This is a genomic window from Microtetraspora niveoalba (assembly GCF_001570405.1).
GTDB lineage: Bacteria > Actinomycetota > Actinomycetes > Streptosporangiales > Streptosporangiaceae > Microtetraspora > Microtetraspora niveoalba.
In genome coordinates this window covers 92,396-114,875 of record NZ_BBYM01000016.1, presented here as the reverse complement: position 1 = coordinate 114,875, position 22,480 = coordinate 92,396, and the positions used below count along the sequence as shown (strand labels likewise).

Here is a 22,480-nt window from a genome sequence, read left to right as displayed (position 1 = left end):
CCCAGCGTAAGCCGGGGTCCCGGCCGGATCCGGGGACGACACTCCTCGCGTCCGGCCCGGCCGCCGGACGCGACGAGGCACGGTTCGGGCACGGTCGGCCGCCGCGCCGCGGAGCGCGGTTAGACCCGGACGTAGCCGGGCAAGACACGCGTCATGGCAGGTGGGGGATGGCTCGCCCGGTGGCCGGTGATCCGGCAGCTCCGGGGACAGGACGGCAGGGGCGCGGCCGCGCGGTCGGCGCGCACCGACGCGCTGCGGCCCCGGGTCGAGGAGGCGGACAGCGTCGCCCGGTCGGTCTGCCCCTACTGCGCGGTCGGCTGCGGCCAGCTCGTCTACGTCAAGGACGGCGCGGTCACCCAGATCGAGGGCGACCCCGACTCGCCGATCTCGCGGGGCCGGCTGTGCCCGAAGGGCTCGGCCAGCAAGCAGCTCGTCACCCACGCCGGCCGTCAGACGACCGTGCTCTACCGCCGACCGTACGGCACCGAGTGGGAGCCGCTCGATCTCGGCACCGCGATGGACATGATCGCCGACCGGGTCGCGCGGACTCGGCGGGACACCTGGCAGCAGGAGTACGAGGGCAAGGTCGTGCGCCGCACCCTGGGCATCGCCGGCCTGGGCGGGGCGACGCTCGACAACGAAGAGAACTACCTGATGAAGAAGCTGTACACCGCCCTCGGCGCCGTCCAGGTGGAGAACCAGGCCCGTATTTGACACTCCTCCACCGTCCCCGGTCTGGGGGCCAGCTTCGGGCGCGGCGGCGCCACCACGTTCCAGCAGGACCTGGAGCGCGCCGACTGCATCGTCATCCAGGGCTCCAACATGGCCGAATGCCACCCCGTGGGCTTCCAGTGGGTGGTCGAGGCCAAGGCCCGGGGGGCGAAGGTGTTCCACGTGGACCCGCGCTACACACGGACCAGCGCGCTCGCCGACCGGTACCTGAACATCCGCGCGGGCAGCGACATCGTGCTGCTCGGCGCGCTGATCAACCACGTCCTGTCGAACGGGCTGGACTTCCGCGAGTACGTGCTGGCCTACACGAACGCGCCGATGATCGTGTCCGAGGACTACCGCGACACCGAGGACCTCGACGGCCTGTTCTCCGGCTTCGACCACGAGACCCGCGCGTACGACCCGTCGACCTGGTCGTACGAGGGGGCGGGGGAGGAGCCCGCGGCCGGGCTGCGCGCCGAGCAGCTCGAAGGAGGCCGGCCGCACGCCCGCGCCGCCGGCCCCGACCAGTACGGCGCCGGCGGCGCGGCCGCGCACCCGCGGCCGAAGACGGACCCGACCCTGAACCATCCGCGCTGCGTGTACCAGATCCTCAAACGGCACTTCGCCCGCTACACGCCCGAGACGGTCGAGGAGCTGTGCGGCGTGTCCCGGGCCGACTTCGCCGAGCTGGCCGACGCGATCACGGCGAACTCCGGCAGGGAGCGCACCACCGCCTGGGTGTACTCGGTCGGCTGGACCCAGCACACCGTGGGCGTGCAGTACATCAGGACGGCGTCCATCCTGCAGCTCCTGCTCGGGAACATCGGGCGGCCGGGCGGCGGCATCCTCGCCCTGCGCGGCCACGCGAGCATCCAGGGCTCGACCGACATCCCGACGCTGTTCAACATCCTGCCGGGATACCTGCCGATGCCGTACGCGCACATCGACGAGAACCTGGACGACTACCTGACGCGGGCGGGAGGGGACACCGGGTTCTGGGGCAGGAAGCGCGCCTACATGGTGAGCCTGCTCAAGGCGTGGTGGGGCGACGCGGCGACCGAGGCGAACGACTTCCGCTTCGACAACCTACCGCGCCTCACCGGCGACCACGGCCACTACACGACCGTCATGGGCATGATCGACGGCACGGTCAAGGGCTACTTCGTGGTGGGGGAGAACCCCGCCGTCGGCTCCTCGGGCGGGCGCGCGCAGCGGTTCGGCCTGGCCAACCTCGACTGGCTCGTCGTACGCGACCTGACCCTGGTGGAGACGGCGACCTTCTGGAAGGACGGCCCCGAGCTGGAGACCGGGGAGATGCGCACCGAGGACATCGGCACCGAGGTGTTCTTCCTGCCCGCCGCCAGCCATGTGGAGAAGGAGGGCACCTTCACCAACACCCAGCGGCTGCTCCAGTGGCGGGAGAAGGCCCTCGACCCGCCCGGCGACTGCCGAAGCGACCTGTGGTTCTACTACCACCTCGGCCGGCTGCTCAGGCAGCGCGCGTCCTCCGGCGAGGTCGACCGGCCGCTGCGCGAGCTCACCTGGGACTATCCCGAGGAGGGCGAGCACCGCGACCCGTCGGCCGCCGCCGTGTTGCGGGAGATCGGCGGGATCGGGCCCGACGGCCGGGCCCTCAGCGCGTACACCGAGCTGCGGCCGGACGGCTCCACCCGCTGCGGCTGCTGGATCTACTGCGGTGTCTACGCCGACGAGGTCAACCAGGCGGCCAGGCGCAGGCCCGGACGCGAGCAGAACCCCGAGGCCCTCGAATGGGGCTGGGCCTGGCCGGCCAACCGGCGCATCCTCTACAACCGCGCCTCCGCCGACCCCGAGGGCCGCCCCTGGAGCGAGCGCAAGGCGTACATCGTCTGGGACGGCGAGCGGGGCGAGTGGACCGGGCCGGACGTGCCCGACTTCGAGAAGGGCAAGCCCCCCGGCTACCGGCCGCCCGCGGGAGCCCTGGCCGAGGACGCGCTGTCCGGGACCGACCCGTTCATCATGCAGGCGGACGGGAAGGGCTGGCTCTTCGCCCCGGCCGGCCTGGCCGACGGGCCGCTGCCCGCGCACTACGAGCCCTACGAGTCGCCGGTGCGCAACAGCCTGTACGGCGTCCAGTCCAACCCGTGCGCGCACACCTACCCGCGCCCCGAGTCGCCGTACAACCCCGAGCTCTCGCCCCGCTTCCCGTACGTGCTCACGACGTACCGGCTGACCGAGCACCACACGGCGGGCGGCATGAGCCGGCCCCTGGCCTATCTGGCCGAGCTGCAGCCGGAGCTGTTCTGCGAGATGTCGCCGTCGCTCGCCGCCGAGCTGGGCCTGGCGAACGGCGCCTGGGCCACGATCGTGACCAGCAGGACCGCGATCGAGGCCCGGGTGCTGGTCACCGAACGCGTGCGGCCGCTGCGCATCCAGGGGCGGACCGTCCACCAGATCGGCCTGCCGTACCACTGGGGCTGGGGGAGCGGCGGCCTGGTCACCGGCGACATCGCCAACGACCTCATGCCGATCGTGCTCGACCCGAACGTCTTCATCCAGGAGAGCAAGGCGACCACCTGCGACGTGCGGCCCGGCCGCCGGCCGAGGGGAGCGGACCTGCTCCGCCTGATCGAGGAGTACCGGCATGGCTGAGCGGATGGGCTTCTTCACCGACACGAGCATCTGCATCGGCTGCAAGGCGTGCGAGGTGGCCTGCAAGGAGTGGAACCGCGTCCCCGACGACGGGTTCGTGTTCCAGGCGACCTCCTACGACAACACCGGCGCGCTCGGGGCGAGCACCTGGCGGCACGTCGCCTTCATCGAGCAGCAGCCGGTCTGGACGCCCGACGGCGGAGCCGGGGAACGGGGCGCCGAGACCGGCGACCCGTTCGGGATCGGCCCGGACGGACGCTGGCTGATGTCGTCGGACGTGTGCAAGCACTGCACGCACGCCGGCTGCCTCGACGTCTGCCCGACCGGCGCGCTGTTCCGCACCGAGTTCGACACCGTGGTCGTGCAGGCCGACATCTGCAACGGCTGCGGATACTGCGTGCCCGCCTGCCCGTTCGGCGTGATCGACCGCAGGGAGGGCGACGGCCGGGCCTGGAAGTGCACCATGTGCTACGACCGGCTGCGCGGTGGCCTCGAACCCGCCTGCGCCAAGGCGTGCCCGACCGACTCGATCCAGTTCGGCCCGCTCGACGAGCTGCGTGAGCGGGCGGCCGCCCGCGTGGCCACCCTGCACGCCGCCGGCCGTACCGAGGCCCGCCTGTACGGCGAGAGCCCCGACGACGGCGTGGGCGGCATGGGCGCGTTCTTCCTGCTCCTCGACGAGCCCGAGGTGTACGGCCTGCCGCCCGACCCCGTGGTGCCGACGCGCGACCTGCCCGCGATGTGGCGGTGGGCCGGGGCGGCCGCGCTCACGATGGCGGGCGCCGTGGCCCTGTCGTTCCTCGCGGCGTCCGGCCGCCCCGGCGGAGCCGCGCGCCCCTGGAGGCTGCGGTGAGCCGGACCGTGCGGGGGCGTTTCCCCGCGTTCCCGGCTTCCCCCGGTTCCCCCGGTTCCCCCGGTTCCCGCGCGTTCCCGGCTTCCCCCGGTCGCCCCGGTCCTCGGGGGCGCCCTGGCTTCCAGGGCCACCCTGGTTTCCGAGGTTGCCCCGGCCTTCGGGGTCGTCCTGGTTCCCGGGGGGTTCCGGTTCCTATGACGCGGTCGCGAGAGAGGCGCCGATGACCAGAAGCACGCGCGAGCGGGCCACACCCGAGACGACCCCAGAGGCGGACTTCCGGTCGTACTACGGGCGGCCGGTGATCAAACAGCCGATCTGGCACGTGCCGCACATGCCGGCCTACCTGTACCTGGGCGGGCTGTCCGGGGCCTCCTCGCTCACCGCCGTCCTCGCCACGGCCACCGGACGGCCGCGCCTGGCCCGCACCGCCCGGATCACCGCCGCGGCCGGCGCGGCCGCCGGGTCCGTGTTCCTGATCGCCGAGCTGGGCCGGCCCGCCCGGTTCCTGAACATGCTCCGCGTGTTCAAACCCTCGTCCCCGATGAGCGTCGGGTCCTGGATCCTCGCCGCCCAGGGCGGCCTGTCGGCGGCGGCCGCCGCGTCCGACGTGACCGGGATCCTGCCCGCCGTCGGCGACGCCGCCGCGCTGGCGACCGCGGTGACCGGCCCGCTGACCGCGACGTACACGGCCGTGCTGGTCGCCGACACCGCCGTGCCGGCCTGGCACGCGGGCTACCGGGAGCTGCCGTTCCTGTTCGCCGGGAGCGCGCTGGCGAGCGCCGGAGCGGCCGCGATGCTCGCCACGCCCCGCGCCGAGGCCGGTCCCGCCCGCGCCGTCGCGGTGCTCGGGGCCGCCGTCGAGACCGCCGCCGCCACGATCCTGGAACGGCGGCTCGGCCTCGTCGGCGAGCCGTACCGGCGGGGCAGGGCGGGACGCCTGCTGGGCGCGGCCCGCGCGTTGACCGCCGCCGGCGGCCTGCTCGCGCTGCTCGCCGGGCGCGGCCGCGCCGCCACCGCGGCGTCCGGTCTCGCCCTCACCGCCGGGGCGCTGTGCACCCGGTTCGGGGTCCTGGAGGCGGGGCGCGCCTCCGCCGCCGACCCCGAATACACGGTGGTGCCGCAGCGGGAACGCCTCGCCGCGGCCGAGCCGGCCTCCGTACCCGGTCGGTGAGTTCGGACGGTCCCGAGCCGGGCAGCGGGGTCGGCGACGGTGCGGCCGCGTCCGGACACACGGGACGGTGCGGTCAGCAGAGGTTGGCGCCGTCGAAGTTCCTGGGACCGCGCGGCACCTTGCTCTTGACGGTGTCGCCGGGCCGCGCGGTCTGGCAGCTCCCGTCCACGCCGTGCGACCAGACGATCTTCAGGTTCATCGAGTAGCCGCAGTCGTTGCGGGCGTAGCCGGTCTTGGTGATGGTGCCCGTCTGCTGCCAGACGGCGACGCAGGACGGGGCGTTGCCTGTGGGCATCGCCGACGCGGACGCCGTGGCGGTGCCCTGGAAGGCGAGGAGACAGACGCCGACGCCGAGACTGGTCGCGGAGAGTGCGGTCCTGAGACGTGTACGCAAGGCCGGTGGTCCCTTTCTCTTGCCTGGGGAAATGACGGGGAGGCGCTCTCCGCCCCCTCCCGGAACGGCTGTCCAGCACGGTCCGGGCGGGGCGGGAGCACGGTCACGATCTCAACCCGGCCGGGGGTACGGCCATGCCCGCGACCGACAAGGGGTTTCCGGCGCCTTGATGGCGTGGCGACCGTAACGATGAGGGGCCGCCGCTGAGAATGTGGCGGCACTACGCATAGGGGATGAGCAGGGCATCGTCACGTTCCGCCGGAACGCCCGGGACCGTCCACGGAACGCCGAGCCAAGCCGCTCGCCCCGGCATCGTGGCAGGAGGCCGGGTGTCGAACTGGACGGAAGCGGACGCGTTCATGGGCGCGCTTCGTGACGGCCGTTACCCGCCCGCCGGTACGTTCTCCCCTGGAGGCGTCCGGGCGCCTGGTGGCCCCCGCGATCTTCAAAATCGTCGAGGCCGAGGATCTCGGCCTGGCGGGTTCGATTCCCGTCCGCCTCCGCTACCAAGCAAAACGCGCGGGGAAGCCGTGAGAGACGATCACGGCTTCCCGCCGAAATGATCTCCCCGAGGGGCCGATGGGGAACAAATGGGGAACAGCGCGTCACGGTCTTGTCCCAGTGGAGTTCCTTCGTTCGGGGAGGAGGGCCACGACTCTCTCAGCTGCTTCGTCCTGCACGGCACGGCGCACGTGCTGGTACAGGTCCCGCGTGATGGTGGGGCGCGCCGCAGGCGGGGGAAGACCTTCTCGGTGAGGTCCTCCAGGCGCATGTGGTCGCCCCAGTCGCCGGAGGAGACGAAGCAGTGGGCGCAGTGCAGGTTGCACCGTTCGGTGATCTGCACGAGGGCCTTACGCTCGTCGCCCTCGACGGAGGTGCGGAAGTAGCAGGAGCTGGCGTGGGTGTCGATGATGAGCGGGCGCTTCACGGGGGATCCTTTCGTCGAGCTGGTGACTTGCGTCATGGGGTGCGAAGGGACCTGCGGGCCGGTCGGGGCCGCCAGGTGAAGGCGTACGGGTGCAGTCGGGCGGTGGGCTACTGGCGTGCGCTGCTGGTGGGCGCCTGGTAGTAGCAGATGGCGTCCACTGCGGTGAGGCCGAGCAGGCGCAGGTCGGCCAGGAGGGGATGGTCGGTGGCGGGGGCGACAGCGCGGGTGACGTGGGCGCCGTGCCGGGCTCCGGCAGCGACGGCGGCCGCGAGCTCGACCTGGCCCGCAACACCGTCCGACGCTTCGCCCACGTGACCAGCCCGGAGGAGCTGCTCGCGAACACCGGCACCGGAAAACGCCCCAGGGCGATCGAGGAGTTCGCCTGCTACCTGCAACAACGCTGGGAGCAGGGCTGCACCAACGCCGAGCAGCTCTACCAGGAGATCAAAGCCATGGGCTACCGCGGCAAAGGCAACGCAGTGCGCGAGTACCTCCGCCCCTGGAGGACGCAGACCACCATCGCCCTACCGCCAGCACCGCCCACCGTCCGCCAGGCGACCGGCTGGTTCCTCCGTAACCCCGACAGCCTCGACACTGACGAACTACAGCACCTGCAGGCCTTGACCACGACATGCCCGGCCCTGGCCGCGCTCCGCGATCACGTCCGCGCCTTGGCCCACATGATGCTCCGGCTCGGTGGTGACGGCCTGGAGCAGTGGATGAACGCCGTTGAGGCCGACGACCTGCCGGAACTGCACTGCTTCGTGACCGGGCTGCGCCGCGACTTCGACGCCGCCAAAGCCGGCCTGACCCTGGCCCACAGCTCCGGGAAGGTCGAAGGTCATGTCAACCGCATCAAGATGCTCAAGCGGCAGATATACGGCCGGGCCAACCCCGATTTGCTGCCGCAAAGTTGACGTCCCCTCGGGTGGTGTAACTCCAAGCTGACAAAGCAAGTCCCGGACATGGGGCGAGCCATCGTGTGACGGTCAGCGAGTTCCCGCCAAGGTTCTCGCGGAGGACATCACACGATGGCTCTGGACCAGTCTGCCCTGCTCGAGTTGCTGGAGTCTTTGAAAGCCGCCGACGCCGACGACGTCATCCGGCAAGCGCTCCAAGCCATGCTCCAGGCGCTGATCGAAGCGGAGGCGACCGCGGTGATCGGCGCCGCACCCCATGAGCGCACCGAACAGCGCACCACGCGCCGCAACGGCTATCGCGACCGGCTGCTCACCTCCGCAGCCGGAGACCTGGAACTGAAGATCCCCAAACTGCGGTCCGGGTCGTTCTTCCCCTCCCTGCTGGAACGCCGCCGCCGCATCGACCAAGCACTATTCGCGGTGGTGATGGAGGCCTACCTCCAAGGAGTGTCCACCAGAAGCCTCGATGACCTGGTCAAAGCCCTCGGCGCCGACAGCGGGATCTCTAAAAGCGAGGTCTCCCGCATCTGCGCCGACCTCGACAATGAGGTCGCCGCCTTCCGCGACCGGCCGCTATCGCACACGACCTTCCCATACGTGTTCCTGGACGCCACCTACTGCAAAGCCCGCGTGAACCACCGGGTCGTCTCCCAAGCCGTCGTCATCGCCACCGGCGTCTCGGCTGACGGCCACCGGGAGATCCTCGGCTTCTCTGTCGGCGACAGCGAAGACGGCGCGTTCTGGACCGAGTTCCTGCGCTCACTGAAAGCCCGCGGCCTGGGCGGTGTCCAACTGGTCATCTCCGACGCGCACGCCGGCCTGGTCGCCGCGCTGCGGGCGGTCTGAACCACTCCGACTTTCGTGGAGGCCCTGAAGCCAGCATCATCTGCTGGCGGAAGGGAGAACGACGAAACGATGCCAGCCCCGGGGAAGTACCCCCAAGAGCTTCGCGAGCGCGCGGTGCGCATGGTGTTTGAGGTCCGTCGGCAGACCGGCGGCGCTCCCGGCGCGATCGCCCGGGTGGCCGACCAGCTCGGCGTTCACCGTGAGGCACTGCGGGGGTGGGTGCGCCAGGCCGAGATCGACGAGGGACAGCGGCCGGGCACCTCGACCACCGACGCCCAGCGGATCGCCGAACTGGAGCGCGAGGTGCGCGAGCTGCGCCGCGCCAACGAGATTCTGAAGGCCGCGGCCGCTTTTTTCGCGGCGGAACTCGACCCACGGCCGCCCAGGTAGTCGCCTTCATCGACGTCCACCGCGACGCTTTCGGCGTCGAGCCGATCTGCCAGGTGTTGCAGGTGGCCACATCGACGTACTACGCGGCCAAGTCCCGCCCACCGTCTGCCCGCCAGGTGCGGGACCAGCAGCTCATGGCCGAGATCACCACGGTGTGGAACGACAACTTCGAGGTGTATGGCGTGCGCAAGATGTGGAAGGAACTCAACCGGCGCGGCATCCGGGTGGCGCGGTGCACGGTGGCCCGGCTGATGAAGCGCCTGGGGCTGGCCGGTGCGGCCCGCGGGGACCACAAGACGCGGACCACGATCGCCGAAGCGCTCACCGGCCGGCCCGCCGACCTGGTCAAACGCGACTTCACCGCCCCCGCCCGAACCGGCTGTGGGTCGCCGACCTGACCTACATCCCCACCGCGTCGGGGTTCGTCTACGCGGCGCTGGTGATCGACGCGTTCTTGCGGATGATCGTCGGGTGGCGGCTGACCGATCACCTGCGCACCGACCTGGCACTGGACGCGCTGGAGATGGCCATCCGGCGACGCGGTGACGGCCGGCGACTGGATGGTCTGGTGCATCACTCCGACCGCGGCTGCCACTATCTGTCGATTCGCTACACCGAGCGCCTCGCGGGTGCCGGGGCGGTCTGCTCGGTCGGCTCACGCGGGGACAGCTACGACAACGCCCTGGCCGAAAGCACCATCGGGTTGTGCAAGACCGAGCTGATCCACCGCCGCGGCCCGTGGAACGGCCTGGACGAGCTGGAGATCGCCACTATGGAATGGGTCGACTGGTACAACAACCGGCGCCTCCACAGCGCCTGCAACGACCTCCCACCAGCCGAATTCGAGACCCACTACCAAACACAAACCGGCCCGGCTATCCTCACCCCAGCCAGCTAACCCGGCCTCCACGAAACTCGGCGCGGTTCACACCGCCGCTATGCACTCGCCGGTTCCCTTGCCAAAGCCGCCAAAACGCTAACTACCCTGCCTTGGGCCTACATTACCTGGAGTGGTGTTGCTCTTGGTCGACTGATCTGCAAGGGGCTTGTGACCTGCCACTTCAGGTTGGAAAACGCTCACGGATGCCTGGAAGGCGGAATTGTGCAGACTGCGTGGCCGAATCTGTTGGCGCGCATGACGGGCCCCGGGAGGCCCGTACGGGGAATCGGCGTGACGGCGTCGTTCGCCATCGACTTGTGCGGCCCCTTCGAGGCTACGCAGCCCTCAGTATGTAGATCGACATGGTCGAATATCAGTATTCGGGCGCCTCTTGTGGCGAACTCGAAGGCGATTGTGGAGACTTGCGGCCGCTGAATGGGCGTCCGGCTCACCCTTCCGTCCCCTACGCCCGGGCCACGGTCCGAGCGGCCTTGAGAACCACTTGAGCCAGGTTGTGCCCACCGGCCGAGCCGGCAGGCGAGCCATTCAAAGGTCACCGCATACTGCCACAAGTATCTTTCATGGGGAATCGGACACGCTAGGGGTGAGTCGCCCAATTCCGCATGTCCAACGGATTCACCCGACAGGTCGACGGCGGAAAATTCAGGGCGGCTGTGGACCCAGGACAGTTCGGTCAGGAGGACACATGAATTTCCGAATGAATTCGGAAGACCACGGGATGGGCGGTGAGTAGTGCCGTGGGCGGCAAGGTGTTTCAGGGAAGTTCGACGTCGGCGCAACAGACGGCGGCGGAGACGTATCTCGCGGAGGTTGCCAAGCACACGGTGATACGGGCGGTCCGCGCCATGGCCGTGGAGGTGCTGTCCGTGGCGGCCGGCAGCAGCGTCCTGGACGTGGGATGCGGGCTCGGTGAGATGTCGCGGGCCTTCGCCTCCATGGCAGGGCCGGACGGATCGGTCACCGCCATCGACCTCAATCCCGCCATGGTGGCCGCGGCCCAGGACAGGCACACGGCGGCGCCGGAGGACGCGGTAGTGAAGTACGAGGTAGCGGACGTGGCCTCCTTGGGCTACAGCGGCGACTTCGACGTGGTGTGGTGCGAGCGGGTCCTGCAGCATGTCCCCGATCCCGAGGCGGCGGTCGGCTCACTGACACGCGCGGTGGCTCCCGGAGGGCGCGCCTGCCTCCTCGACGTCGACTGGGGCGCGCTGGTCGTCGACGGAGTCGACGAGGCCATGACAGCGCGGGTCCTGGACGCCTTCCAGCTCAAGGTGCGCCAGCCGACCATCGGCCGCACGCTGCGCCGCCGGCTCGTACGAGCGGGCCTCATCAATCCGGCGGTGCGCTCGGTTCACGCGGTGTCCACCAGCCTGGCGGATGCCGAGTCCGTCATCCCCGTCCTCGACCGGCGGCAGGCCGACCTGGTCGCGGAGGCCGATCGGGCCGCCTGGTTCGACTCCCTTGAACTGGCCGACACGCGCGGACAGTTCCTGATGGCCATACCCGTATACGTGGCCATCGCGACAAAACGTCGTCAGGCCTAACCAGTCAGGCGGTTCACCCCGGCTGAGCCCGACCGCTCAGCCCCGCATGTCATCGGTCCGCAGGCGTACGGCACACGCAGACGGACCGTCACACCATTCGCCTTCACGGCCACCCGGAGAAACACCATGCGTAACGACACAACGGACGTACGCCTTCCGGCGGCGGTACATCTCGAGATCCAGCCACCGTCCTCATACAGCTCATCGTTCGGAAGCGAGCCCTGGCAGCGCGAGATCAGATCATTCCGCGGTGAGGTGATCTACGAGAACGGCCGCTTTCCGCACTTCCGGATGGAGGACGGGGAGTTCGACGACGCCGACGAGCACGACCGGCACGCCTACCATGTCCTGGCACGGCTGCGTTCCACGGGAGAGCTGATCGCTTCGGCCCGGCTCGCCCCGGCCGAGCTGCTCGCTCCGAGCAAGGTGATGGCGCTCGACGAGCCGGGCGCGACGCGCCTGCTGAGCAAGGAGCGGCTTCGCCGGACGGATGTCCTGGAGGGCGCCCGCTGGGTCGTCCACCCGCACCACCGCCGTCAGAACATCGGCCAGCTCCTCGTCGTGGCCAGCAACGTCCTGGCGCAGCGGCTGGGGCGGAGCCTGATCTGGGTGCTGGCCGGCACGGTCGCGGGACAGGACGCGATCCTTCGCCACTTCGGTTTCTGGGAGGCCTCGCCCGACAGCCATCCGATGCCGGAGGTGGGCGACATGGTCAAGCTGCTGGCCTGCCGGCCGGAGCAGCTGCTCGGCAACCATCCGCGGCTCGCCGCGCAGGTCGCCCCTGCCGTGCTCGACGAGCTCACCCGGATCCGTCTCGGCCGGGAGAGCTCCCCGGTCGCGTAGCCACACGTCCGGACCGCGGGACGCCGGTCGACCGTGCCCGATCGGCGCCCGTCGACCGGCGTCCCCTCTGTGTCATACGCCGACGCCTGGGCCGAGGTCACAGCGGTACATGAATCACACCTCGCCTCGCGCCTGGTGGTCGAGAGTCTCACGAGCGGCCAGGGCGCGCGTCCTGGGCGAGCTCGCCACCGGCCAGCCGTACGGGCCCGGCATGAGCGACCTCCAGGTCTGGGTACCGCAGCCCGAGCACGCTGAGCCCGTCATAGTCGCCAGCAGCGTGGCAGTCGTCGTTCGCCTCGCGTCCCCGCGCCGGGTCACCCGCCGTCGTGCTCGCTCTTCGCCGCGCGGCGAACGGCGCCCAGCTCGCGCAGGCAGGAGAGCCGTAGGGGGTGCTCGGCGTCGACCTCGTCGCCGAGCACGGCGAGCGCCCTGTGGAAGGCCGCCGCAGCCGCCTCCGGCCGGCCCCGTCTCGAGGCGGTGACCCCCAGGTTGTGCAGAGGCACGGCCAGGTCGGGGTTGGTCTCGCCGAGGATCTTCTCCCTGAGGTCGACCACCCTGGCGTATCCCGCCTCCGCGCCGTCAAGGTCGCCTTTCGCGTACCGTATGGCGGCGAGGTTGCTCAGACACGAGGCGACCTCGTAGTCCTCGGGGCCGAGGACCTTCTCGAACACCGCGAGAGCGTCCAGCAGCAGCCGCTCCGCCGCCTCGCTGTCGCCGAGCGCTTGCAGGATCGCGGCGAGCGCCGCCTTGTCCGCGGCCACCTTGGGATGGTCGGGACCATGGATTCGTTGCCGTATCTCCACCGAACGGCGGGCGAAGGGCTCGCCTTGCGCGTACGTGCCGCGTGCGTGGTTGAGTCCGCCGAGGTTGTGGTAGATGTCGGCCAGAAACGGATGGCCCCGCTCCACGTCCGCTTCGATGATCACCTGAGCGCGCCGGTAGAACCGCTCCGAATCGCCGAACCGGCCGGTGTACTTATGCAGCACGCCGAGGTCGTTGCAGACGCGGGCGACGAGGAGGGAATCGGGGCCGGTCTCCCGCTCGGCGATGTCCAGCGCGCGCCGCAGCGTGCCGTCGCACTCCCGGTACCGGCCCTGCTCGCGCAGCGTCTGGGAGAGCGTGAGCAGCGCGTCGGTCCGGCTGCCGGTTCCGGGCGTGGCCTCACCCATTGCCGGCGCCTTCCGTCTGCCGCACGCCGACGGCGCGGTCGTCCGCCGAGGCGACGAGGTTCACGGCGGGTGGAAGGTGCCGCTCGAGCCGCAGCGCCTGTACGGCGACGAGCCCGAGCGCCAGGGCCATGGCGGTGAAGAGAGCCGCTCCGAGGCTCGCGGACATCGCGATGCCGGCGACCGCGGGTCCGGCGATGAAGCCGAGCGTGGTGGCCAGGCTGTAGACCCCGTTGTATCGGCCGCGCGCCGAGTCGGGCGCCAGGTCGTTGACGATGGCGGGCACGGTGGGAGCCATGAGCGTCTCTCCGACGGCGAACAGGGCCATCGCGACCGCGAACCCAGCCATGCCGGCCGCTCCTCCTCCCGCGGTCGCCGCCCACAGCACCGTTACCCACGCGACGGCCATGAGTGCGGCGGACAGGGCGAATCCCCGGGTGCGGCGCCGGCCTCGGATCAGGCGCAGCACGAGGAGCTGGACGATGATGACCGTGACGGTGTTGGCCAGGAAGGTGAGCCGCAACGCGGCGGCGTCCAGCCGGCCCTCCTCCATCGCGTAGACCGGGTAGGCACTGTAGTACTGCGCGTAGCCGCAGGAGAACACTGCGACCACCAGCACACAGATCCGCATGAGCAGCCGGTCGGAGAGGAGCTCGCGATACCCGCCCCGGGGGGCGGTAGCCGGGGACCGGACTCCTGTGACGCGGCCCCTGGACGATCGGGCGAGCAACACGGCGAAGGCGAGAAACGTGCCCGCGTCCAGAAGGTACAGCGTGACGAAGCTACGGGGCGACGAGGTCACCAGCACCGCGGCCAGCAGGCCCCCGGCGCTGAAGCCGGCGTTCATCATGGCGTACTGGACCGCGAACATCTGCGACCGCCGCTCCCTGGGGACACAGACCCCGACGAGCGCCTGGAACGACGGCGTCGTGACCGCGACGCCGAGCCCGTACACGATGGCCGCCACCAGCCCCTGCCAGGCGGACCGGACACCGGCCATCCCGATGGTCCCGACCGCCGCGACCACGAGGCCCGCGACGGCGGCCTGCCGCGCACCGAAACGGTCCGCGAGCAGGCCGCCCAGTGGATTTCCGACGAGTCCCGCGAATGCGACCGCCGAGAGTATCGGCCCGGCAAGGCCGAGTTCTATCCCCCGGACGTTGTGCAGATAGACCAGAAAGAAGGGCAGCGTCAGGCCGCTGCCGAAAGCGGATACCGCGTCGCCGGCGAGTATCCACCACGCCTCTCGAGGCAGGTCCGGCACTAACCGGCGCAGTGACATTCGTTCCACCTGTCTTCCCGGTCCAGGGCGAGCTCCCCGTCCGGCGGAGACCGCTCGGTGCGGTCAGCCGCCCTTCGGATCAGCTCCTCGCCGGATCACGGTGACTCGTTCAGCCGATGAGGGACTCGTTGTGGTTCAGGGACAGGCCCTTGAGCACCTGCTCGTTGTGGTTCAGGGACAGGCCCTTGAGCACCTGCTCGTTGTGGTTCAGGGACAGGCCCTTGAGCACCTGCTCGTTGTGGTTCAGGGACAGGCCCTTGAGCACCTGCTCGCTGTGGTTCAGGGACAGCCCGCGCGTGTGCATGGCCGTCGGTCGGTCATTGGACATATGGATCTCCTCGCGTCAGCGGCCCGTCCGGATGGCGAGCCGTCGAATGCTGCTCAGTGTGGACGGCCGCCCTTAAGCGCTCATTGAGGCCGCTGGTGGTCGGCATGAAACCGGCCGCGTACGCGACGATCACCTCGCCCTCGTCTCCTGGTCCCCGAGCTGCTCGGCGATCAGCGTGTCCAGCCGCGTCATCCCCGCCACGCGCTCCGGCAGCCGGGCCTTGGCTCTAGCCGCCGACCCGAGGTGTCCATCAGCTCCACATCGTGGTGCGTTTCAAAGGAACGCTCGTTCTTCTGAGCCGTACGCGAGCGAACCGAGACAAGATCGCCGCCCCGGCTGGGGTGCGCCGGATCGGCGGCGCGGCCAGCGGTACCGAACCCCCTATCGGACGACCCCCGGCGGTGACTCACCGGGGGGTCTCAGCCGAGCGGGCCTGGCGCACCCGAAGACGCGGCGTCTCGCTGTTGATGCCCAGGTCCCGGGGCGCCGACGTACGTCCGTGTCGGGTCAGCCGGCTACAACGCGATGGCGTCCGCCTTGAACTCAGGCGAGTACGGCTTCATCGCCGCGCGGAACTTCTTGCCGCCGGATGTCTGTCGTCCGGCAGTCAAGATGTCCATGCCTCCGGGGGAGGGCCCGGGCTCTCACCTGGTTATGCGGCCCGTCCGATGCCGCGACGAAGTCGACGGTGCAGCAGCTTTGCGCGCGACGTCGTAGTGCGCCCGGCATGGAGACGCCGCGATCAGCTCACACGATGTCCGACTACCAGTGTCCTGCAAGGCGGCTCATGCGATTTGCAGGGGGGTTCGGTAAGAATCCGTACCGGATCTTTATCCCGCCTTTATGGGTGGCGAACCGCGGGAGCGGACCGGTTGCTCCGGCACACCAAATCCTGCGCGGAGATTCACTGTCGCGCCGGAAGGCGCGTTCGTAGTCGAGGAGAAACACATTTGAACCCGTCAACCTGTCGCGTGTCCGCTCGGCGGATCGCGACCACTCTGACCGCCGGGGTGGTCGGCTTGGCCGCCACCGTGGCCTCTCTGGCCATGCCCTTACCCGCGCTGGCCGCGTCCGGCCCGACATCGCCTCCGGCCACGAAAGTGGCGGCCGCCGGGCCAAAGGTCAAGAAGATCACCGATCTTGGTTCCCTCGGGGGCAGGGGTGGCAGAGTCACTGACATCAACAACTACGGCGAGGTCACCTTCGCGGTCGGGGTCGCCGGGCTCGAGCAGGGCGAACGTCCTCAGGCCAGGCTGTTCTTCGAGGGGTCGGTCACGGACGTTCACGCGCTCCTCGGCCTCGACCCCAAAATCGGCGCGAGCGTGCCCTGGGAGATCAACGACAACGGCGTGGCGGTTGTCACCAACGGCTCGGACACGGAAAAAGCCTGGCTCGTCAAAAAAGACAAGATAACTCCCTTGGGTAAATGGGCATTAGCCATCAACGATCGCGGTCAAATCGCGGGCGGTGGCTATATACGCGATCCCGACGGTTCCGAACTGAAGCTGGGATCGTTCAAAGGGCAGGTTCTGGAGCCCACGGCGCTGGCCGATTCCGGTTCGGTTGTCGGCTGGGCTGACATGGACCCTGGTCCGCGCATCTCTATGCAAGCCTTCCGGACCAGGCCCGGTCAGCCCCTGGACATCGACAGAGACCGCCTGGCGGTCCCCGGCGCCGTAAGTACCCGGGCCAACGACATCAATGAAAAGGGCGTGGTCGCAGGCCAGGTGGACGGGCATCCGTACGAGGACGCCGGTGATATCCCCATCATCTGGGATGTGGAGGGAAGATTCCACGTACAGGACACCCCTCACGGCGGCAGGGTGGAGGCGATCAACGAGTCCGGAATCGGCGTCGGGGTGATGTACACCGACTCCGGCATGTACTACGAGCATGCCGCTCTGTATCGAAATGGCGTGGGAATCGATCTGAACAGCCTGCTGCCGCCGGGTTCGGGCTGGACCCTGAAGAAGGCCACCGGCATCAACGATGTCGACCAGATCGTCGGCGTCGGCCGGCCTGAGGGAGCCGACGTGGACCACGGCTTCCTGCTCGAGCTGGCAAGCGGGCCCGTCATCGATTCAGTCAAGCTTGAGACGAAGAGTTACCCGTCCGGGGAGTGGGCCGAGGCGGAGGCGGTGACCGATGGCAACCCGGCGCGCATTATGGTATCGGTGACCAATCCCGACGACGTGCCCGTCACCGCGCGGCTCAAGCTGTATCAGGCGCCGGAACCGGGCGAGGCCGTGGACTACACGCCGTTGCCCAAGGTGGATCCGGTCGAGGTCGAGCTCGCTGCGAACGAGACCGTCAACGTACGGGTGAACTGGGACACCGCGGGGGTCGCCTGGGAGAGGGGCGAGGCGAATCTGGCGCGGTATGTCAAGGCGCGGCTCTTCGTCGGCGAGGCCAGGAAGGATTTCGCCGAGTCGGCGAGCATCCTCACCAAGCCGAAGCCCGTGGTTCTGGTGCACGGATATAAGACCGACGCGGTGTCTTCGTGGGGATACACCCATGCGATTATCAGAGACTTCCACCCCAATATGGCGTCTTTCGCTGTGGGTGACGGTCAGTTCGGTTCCGGTGGCGGCACCCTTAACACCGGTACCTTGACGGATCCGTTAAAGCTGACCAACACGCTTACGCAGAACGCCAACGAGATGGCGAAGTATATCGAGAACGTGCGCACGCGGACGGGGGCGTGGCACGTCGATGTCATCGCCCACTCGATGGGTGGTCTTATCACTCGGCAGTACATTCAGGATGACATGCCGAGCTCGCCGGATGACAAGCCGGTGGTGAACCGGATGTTGCAGCTGGGGACTCCGAATCGGGGGACTCCCTGTGCGGAGATGGTGGTGGAACAGGCCGCGATCAGGGGTCTTCCCGTTCCGTACTCCCCGGCGTCGGAGCAGAACACCACGGCGTTCGTGCGGGGTGTGTTCAACGAGCACTATATGAACCTCAAGGGTGTGTCGCCCGCTAATCTGGCGGGTGTGGGCAGGATCGTGCCCTGTTTCAGCATGGGACCCATTCCGTGGAACAAGGACATAGCGGAAGGCGTCACCTCGTTCTGGGATGGTGATCTGATTGTTCCGTTCTGGAGCGCGCAGTTCTATCCCGACACCCCCAAGACCGGAACGGTTCACATGTCGATGACCGATTCGGTGCCGGATTTCCAGGCCTATGTCAAGCCTCGGCTCGCGTCGGTGCCGGGCAAGGCCGCTGGCCCGAGTCTGCCCGGCCTGACCAAGGAAGTCGCCGGCAACTCGGGTGCCGACGCTCTGGCGACCGCGAAGGCCACAGCCACTGGTGCCGACGCCGATGGCGTGGACGGTGGTTCGTTGTTCGCCACGCCGTCTGCTGCGGTCGAGCCGGGTAAGACGGTGAGCGTACCGCTGGATGTGCCGCAGGGCGCGGCGTTCGGTGTGACCGGGGCGTTGCCGTCGACCGTGGGGCTGGTGCTGCGCGATCCATCGGGGAAGCCGGCCGCGCAGTATGCGGCGGGCGGCGATGAGGCCAAGCAGCCGTTTCAGGGGCTGAGCGTGGCCAAGCCGCAGGCGGGTGCGTGGAAGCTGGAGATCACCAACACGGCCACGGAGCTGGTTACGGCCGATCTGGGTGCCTGGGTGGCCGGTAATCCGGTGAAGGTGACCGCGAAGGTGGAGCAGCCGTCGGAGGATGGCCGCATCACGGTGACGGGTACCGTCACCGATGGGGGTCAGCCGGTGACCGGGGTGCCGGTGCAGGCGATCGTGATTGGTGAGGGCAACGCGCGCGTCGAACTGCCGTTGAAGGATGACGGCAACAGTGGTGACGGCGCCGCCGATGACGGTGTGTACGGTGTCACCTCTGAGTCGTTGCCTGACGGTGTGTATTCGGTCACGGTGAAGGTCGACACCGCCAAGGGGCTGCGTACGGCGTTCGATGTGATCGAGGTGAAGCAGCCGGACACGCGGGAGTTCGTGCTGACGCTCTCGGCGGGGTCAGGGGGTTCGGTGTCGGCGTCGCCGGCGCAGGACAGCTACCGGGCCGGGACGAAGGTGAAGGTGACCGCGACCCCGGACGCCGGGCGTGTCCCGATCGGATGGGTGGTCGACGGTGAGGAGCGGGGCGCGGGGCCGCTGACGCTGACGATGGACGGCCCGCACACGGTGAAGGCCCGGTTCGGGACCTACAAGGTGACCGAGATCGGCACCCTGCCTGGCGGGGACGCCTCGAGGACCGAGGTGTGGTCGTTGAACGACCGCGGTCAGGTCGCCGCCACGGTGACCGGCGAGGACGGTAAGAAGCGCGCGGTGCGTTGGCAGGACGGGACGTTCACCGAGCTGGGTGGTCTGGCCTGCACCGATGGCGCGGTCAAGTGCGAGTCCGGTGCTATAGGCATCAACGAGGCCGGTGACGTGTCCGGCTGGGCCGTGGCGTCGGTGAACGGCAGCAACGCCGAGCACGCTGTCGTCTACCGCAATGGCGGGTCGGTCACCGACCTGCAGCCGGGCAATAGCACGGTGCATGGCATGGCCGAGACCCTGAACGACAACGGTAAGACGTTCGGTTATACGAGTCCGGGCAGGTTTGTGATGTGGGATCGGGGGACCGCGGTTGCGGCGCCTCCGGACTATGTCACAGGTCGCAGCTACGACGGTGAGGACTTTCAGAACTGGGGGGGCGCGCGTCTGAACGCCTGGGGCGTGGTCTCGGGTAGCTACGCGATCGGCCGGAATGCCAACGGTACCGCTCGGGACACGGGTCCGGCGCTTTACACGGACGGTGTGCTCACCAAGCTGCCGGGCACGGTTGAAGGATGCGCTGAGACGGCCGGCCGGGCCTCCGATGTCAACAGCGCCGGCCTGGTGGTCGGCACTCTGCGGTGCGGCGCCTATGAGGGTAAGACGGTCAAGCGCGCCTATGCGTGGAGGGGCGGCAAGCCGACTGATCTGGGTATCGGTGAGGCGGCCGCGGTCAACGACAACGAACTGATCGTCGGGTTCGAGTCGGGGCTTCGTCTCAACCCCTCGCACAGGTCGCCGGTGATGTGGGTGGACGGCACGAAGTACCCGCTGAAGGATCTGCTCTCTCGGCCGTGGTGCCCGGACGACAGAACCAAGACGACCCAGCCGTGTATGGCCATGTTGTACGTGCGGGACGTCAACTCCTCGGGTCAGATCCTGATCCAGGGTTCCGTGCGTGACCGCTCGCCGGACGGGGATGGTTTCACCGAGTCGGCCCGTTCGTTCCTGCTGAGCCCGACCACCGCGCAGGCGGATCTCCAGGTCACGACCGAGGTGTCGGCGTCTGAGCCGGGGCCGGGGTCGAAGGTGACCTGGACGGCGACGGTGACCAACGCCGGTCCTGACACCGCGACCGATGTCCGGCTGGATGTACTCGTGCCGCAGGCCGCCGGTGTGAGCGCGTGTGAGACCTTCCGGGGGATCTGCGCGCCGATCAAGGGTGGGTTCCGTAACACGGTCAAGGTTTTGGAGCCGGGGTGGAGCGCCAGGGTTGAGGTGACGGCGACGATCCCGGCGGATACGGCCGATGGGACGGAGCTGAAGGTTCAGGCCCACGGCTACAGCATGGCGGTGGCCGATCCGAAGCCGGGTGACAACACCGCGACGGCGTCTGCGACGGTGCGGCCGTTGTTCAACACCCCGGGTGTCAACTGGCCCGTGCCGGTGAAGGTGGGGTCGGTCAGCCATTCGTACGCGGTGAAGCTGACCAACCGGTTGAACGACCCGATCCCGTTGAAGGCGATCGCGGTCAGCGGGCCGTTCGCGCAGACGAACGCCTGCCCGGTGGAGCTGGCGGTCGGTCAGACCTGCACGGTGGAGGTGAGTTTCGCTCCGACGCAGGAGGGTCCGGCCAGTGGTGCGCTGACGTTCACCACGGCGGATGGTGCTGAGCCGGCTTACACGCTGCCGTTGACCGGTACCGGGGCGGTGGCGAACGCCGTGCCGGTGGTGGAGGTGCCGTCTGCTCCGGTGCGGGGTGTGGTGGGCAAGCCGTTCACATTGACGGTGGAGTTCACCGACGCCGATACCGGTGACACGCACACGGCGCAGGTGGTGTTGGGTGCTGGTCCGGAGCAGGCCACGGTGGCCCAACGGCCGGGTGGCGGGACTGTCACGTCGAAGGCCAAGACGTTCACCGCTCCGACGCGTGGACGCGCGACCGTGATGGTCAGCGACGGCAAGGACGTCGGTGGGGCGAACGTCGAGTATGTGATCGAGGAGGCGGGGCCGAACACCGCTCCGGTGCTGTCGGCGGGGCCGGATGCGGAGGTGAGCACGGGTGAGACGCTGCAGCGGACGGTGACCTTCACCGATCCCGACTCCACCTCCTGGACCGCGACGGTGGACTACGGCGACGGGTCCGGCCCGCAGCCGGTCACGCCCGCCGCTGCCAAGCAGATCGCGCTGGAGCACCAGTGGGGAGGCGCTGGCTCCTACACGGTGATCGTCAAGGTGAAGGACGACGGCGGCCTGGAGGGCACGGCGAGTTTCACCGTGACGGTCAAGGATGCGCAGACGCCGAACCAGGCCCCTCAGGTGACGGTGCGGTCAACGACGGAGACCGTTGAGGCGGGAGCCAGCTGGGTTGGGCTGGGCTCGTTCACCGACCCCGATTCCAGTTCCTGGACCTACACGGTGGACTACGGGGACGGGTTGGGGCCGCAGCCGCTGACGCCGACCGCCGACCAGTTGAAGCTGGAGCACGTCTTCGCTTCGGCGGGTGATTACACGGTGGTGCTGACGGTCACCGACGACAAGGGCGGTGCCAGTAGTGCGCAGGTGGTGGTCCAGGTGACCAACGCCGATCCGCAGGTGGCGCTGAAGGCGCCGCCGGCGATGGTGGAGGTGGGTGAGCCGGTGGTGTTGTCCGCCTCGTTCACCGACACGGGCAGGGGTGACTCCCACACCGCCACCTGGACCATCGGGGAGCGGCAGATCGCCGGTGCGGTGGCCGAGCACGGCGGCAAGGGCACTGTGGGTTTGCCGCACGTGTTCACCGAGCCGGGCCTGTATGAGGTGGCGGTCACGGTCGCTGATGATCATGGGGGCCGTGCCATGGCCGACACGGTCGGCGGCGGGAAGGTGCGGGTGCTGGTCTATGACCGGACCGCGTCGGTGACTGGGGCCGGTACGATCGCGACCCCCGCCAAGGCATGCATGCTGAACAGCGAGTGCGCCAAGGAAGAGGGCAAGGCGTCCTTCACCGTCACGGCCCGCTACCCGCGCAAGGGGAAGGCACCCACGGGTGAGCTGACCTACACGGCGCCCGGCCTGACCCTGCACGGCACGTCCTTCACCGTGCTGTCCGCGGCCGACGGAACCGCGATCCTGCGCGGAACCGGAAAGGCCAAGGAGGCCGGAAAAGTCACCTACGAGATCACCGCTGTGGACACCGGTGCCGGCCCGGCCGACCAGTTCCACCTGGTCGTCTGGGATGACAAGGGCACGCGGATCTACGACAACCAGCCCACCGGCTCACCGTCTCCGGTGAGCGGCGTGCTGCGTATCAGCGGCTGACGCCTGCCCGCCCGGGCAAACCCCACGCCTGCTCAGGCCG

Annotated in this window: 13 protein-coding genes, 1 tRNA gene, 2 pseudogenes and 1 other annotated feature; of the genes and pseudogenes, 10 read left to right on the top strand and 6 right to left on the bottom strand. The window is 69.2% G+C overall.

Translation table 11 applies throughout. From position 1 onward, the window contains the following. Positions 1–153: 153 nt before the first annotated feature. The 3 genes from fdh (at position 154) to nrfD (ending at position 5,369) form a co-directional block, all read left to right on the top strand. Positions 154–3,345: a formate dehydrogenase gene (fdh, locus tag AWQ70_RS16245; protein ID WP_084517192.1), complete on the top strand. Its 3,192-nt coding sequence runs from the start codon at positions 154–156 to the stop codon at positions 3,343–3,345. Continuing rightward, entirely contained in the window at positions 3,338–4,198 is an 861-nt protein-coding gene (locus AWQ70_RS16240; RefSeq protein ID WP_067176647.1) for a 4Fe-4S dicluster domain-containing protein, read from the top strand. The genes fdh and AWQ70_RS16240 overlap by 8 nt, the downstream gene beginning before the upstream one ends. 220 nt (positions 4,199–4,418) lie before the next feature. Beyond that, entirely contained in the window at positions 4,419–5,369 is a 951-nt protein-coding gene (gene nrfD, locus AWQ70_RS16235) for an NrfD/PsrC family molybdoenzyme membrane anchor subunit (protein WP_067176644.1), read from the top strand. A gap of 73 nt (positions 5,370–5,442) precedes the next feature. Here nrfD and AWQ70_RS16230 read toward each other — a convergent pair whose 3' ends face one another. Further along, complete coding sequence (locus AWQ70_RS16230) at positions 5,443–5,763, bottom strand: alpha-amylase inhibitor (RefSeq protein ID WP_067176641.1); 321 nt, start codon at positions 5,761–5,763, stop codon at positions 5,443–5,445. Positions 5,764–6,173: 410 nt separating this feature from the next. Between AWQ70_RS16230 and AWQ70_RS38935 the strand changes: the two genes are divergently transcribed. Then, positions 6,174–6,266: transfer RNA gene (locus AWQ70_RS38935), tRNA-Sec, on the top strand. Positions 6,267–6,304: 38 nt separating this feature from the next. Here AWQ70_RS38935 and AWQ70_RS40540 read toward each other — a convergent pair. Further along, positions 6,305–6,691: a hypothetical protein gene (locus AWQ70_RS40540; RefSeq protein ID WP_218004547.1), complete on the bottom strand. Its 387-nt coding sequence runs from the start codon at positions 6,689–6,691 to the stop codon at positions 6,305–6,307. Between the two features lie 107 nt (positions 6,692–6,798). Then, positions 6,799–7,002 (bottom strand): hypothetical protein, encoded by a 204-nt coding sequence (locus AWQ70_RS39870; RefSeq protein ID WP_169808681.1) that lies wholly within the window; start codon positions 7,000–7,002, stop codon positions 6,799–6,801. Between AWQ70_RS39870 and AWQ70_RS16220 the strand changes: the two genes are divergently transcribed. The 5 genes and pseudogenes from AWQ70_RS16220 (at position 7,003) to AWQ70_RS16195 (ending at position 12,135) form a co-directional block, all read left to right on the top strand. Further along, complete coding sequence (locus AWQ70_RS16220; RefSeq protein WP_169808680.1) at positions 7,003–7,608, top strand: transposase; 606 nt, start codon at positions 7,003–7,005, stop codon at positions 7,606–7,608. It abuts the gene before it with no gap. A 114-nt stretch (positions 7,609–7,722) separates the two neighbouring features. After that, positions 7,723–8,454: pseudogene (locus tag AWQ70_RS16215) on the top strand (IS256 family transposase); the annotation flags it as partial. A 72-nt stretch (positions 8,455–8,526) separates the two neighbouring features. Further along, positions 8,527–9,745, top strand: a pseudogene (locus tag AWQ70_RS16205) (IS3 family transposase). Then, positions 8,805–8,916, top strand: a sequence feature (AL1L pseudoknot). (Overlaps the previous pseudogene by 112 nt.) A 728-nt stretch (positions 9,746–10,473) precedes the next feature. Further along, entirely contained in the window at positions 10,474–11,292 is an 819-nt protein-coding gene (locus AWQ70_RS16200; protein WP_157530103.1) for a methyltransferase domain-containing protein, read from the top strand. A 255-nt stretch (positions 11,293–11,547) separates the two neighbouring features. Further along, complete coding sequence (locus AWQ70_RS16195) at positions 11,548–12,135, top strand: GNAT family N-acyltransferase (protein ID WP_169808679.1); 588 nt, start codon at positions 11,548–11,550, stop codon at positions 12,133–12,135. Between the two features lie 314 nt (positions 12,136–12,449). On the opposite strand, the gene AWQ70_RS16185 is transcribed toward AWQ70_RS16195, so the two are convergent. The 3 genes from AWQ70_RS16185 to AWQ70_RS16175 all read right to left on the bottom strand — a co-directional run bounded on the left by AWQ70_RS16185 (position 12,450) and on the right by AWQ70_RS16175 (position 14,911). Beyond that, a complete protein-coding gene (locus AWQ70_RS16185) occupies positions 12,450–13,304 on the bottom strand; it encodes a tetratricopeptide repeat protein (protein WP_067176622.1) in 855 nt (284 codons plus the stop codon). Next, positions 13,297–14,583, bottom strand: a complete 1,287-nt coding sequence (locus AWQ70_RS16180) for an MFS transporter (RefSeq protein ID WP_084517188.1) — start codon at positions 14,581–14,583, stop codon at positions 13,297–13,299. Before AWQ70_RS16180 ends, AWQ70_RS16185 begins: the two co-directional genes overlap by 8 nt. 109 nt (positions 14,584–14,692) lie before the next feature. Next, the gene (locus AWQ70_RS16175; protein ID WP_157530101.1) at positions 14,693–14,911 is read right to left on the bottom strand and encodes a hypothetical protein; all 219 of its coding nucleotides are present in this window, start codon (positions 14,909–14,911) and stop codon (positions 14,693–14,695) included. A gap of 1,019 nt (positions 14,912–15,930) precedes the next feature. Between AWQ70_RS16175 and AWQ70_RS16170 the strand changes: the two genes are divergently transcribed. Further along, positions 15,931–22,440 carry a PKD domain-containing protein gene (locus AWQ70_RS16170; RefSeq protein WP_169808678.1) on the top strand — a complete coding sequence of 2,170 codons (6,510 nt, stop codon included), beginning with the start codon at positions 15,931–15,933 and terminating at the stop codon, positions 22,438–22,440. Positions 22,441–22,480 lie beyond the last annotated feature (40 nt).

Bases quoted from the DNA above. Each gene is read 5' to 3' on its own strand.
- nrfD (WP_067176644.1), top strand. From the start codon at position 4,419: ATGACCAGAAGCACGCGCGAGCGGGCCACACCCGAGACGACCCCAGAG.
- AWQ70_RS16180 (WP_084517188.1), bottom strand. From the start codon at position 14,583: ATGTCACTGCGCCGGTTAGTGCCGGACCTGCCTCGAGAGGCGTGGTGG.
- AWQ70_RS16175 (WP_157530101.1), bottom strand. From the start codon at position 14,911: ATGTCCAATGACCGACCGACGGCCATGCACACGCGCGGGCTGTCCCTG.
- AWQ70_RS16240 (WP_067176647.1), top strand. From the start codon at position 3,338: ATGGCTGAGCGGATGGGCTTCTTCACCGACACGAGCATCTGCATCGGC.
- AWQ70_RS16185 (WP_067176622.1), bottom strand. From the start codon at position 13,304: ATGGGTGAGGCCACGCCCGGAACCGGCAGCCGGACCGACGCGCTGCTC.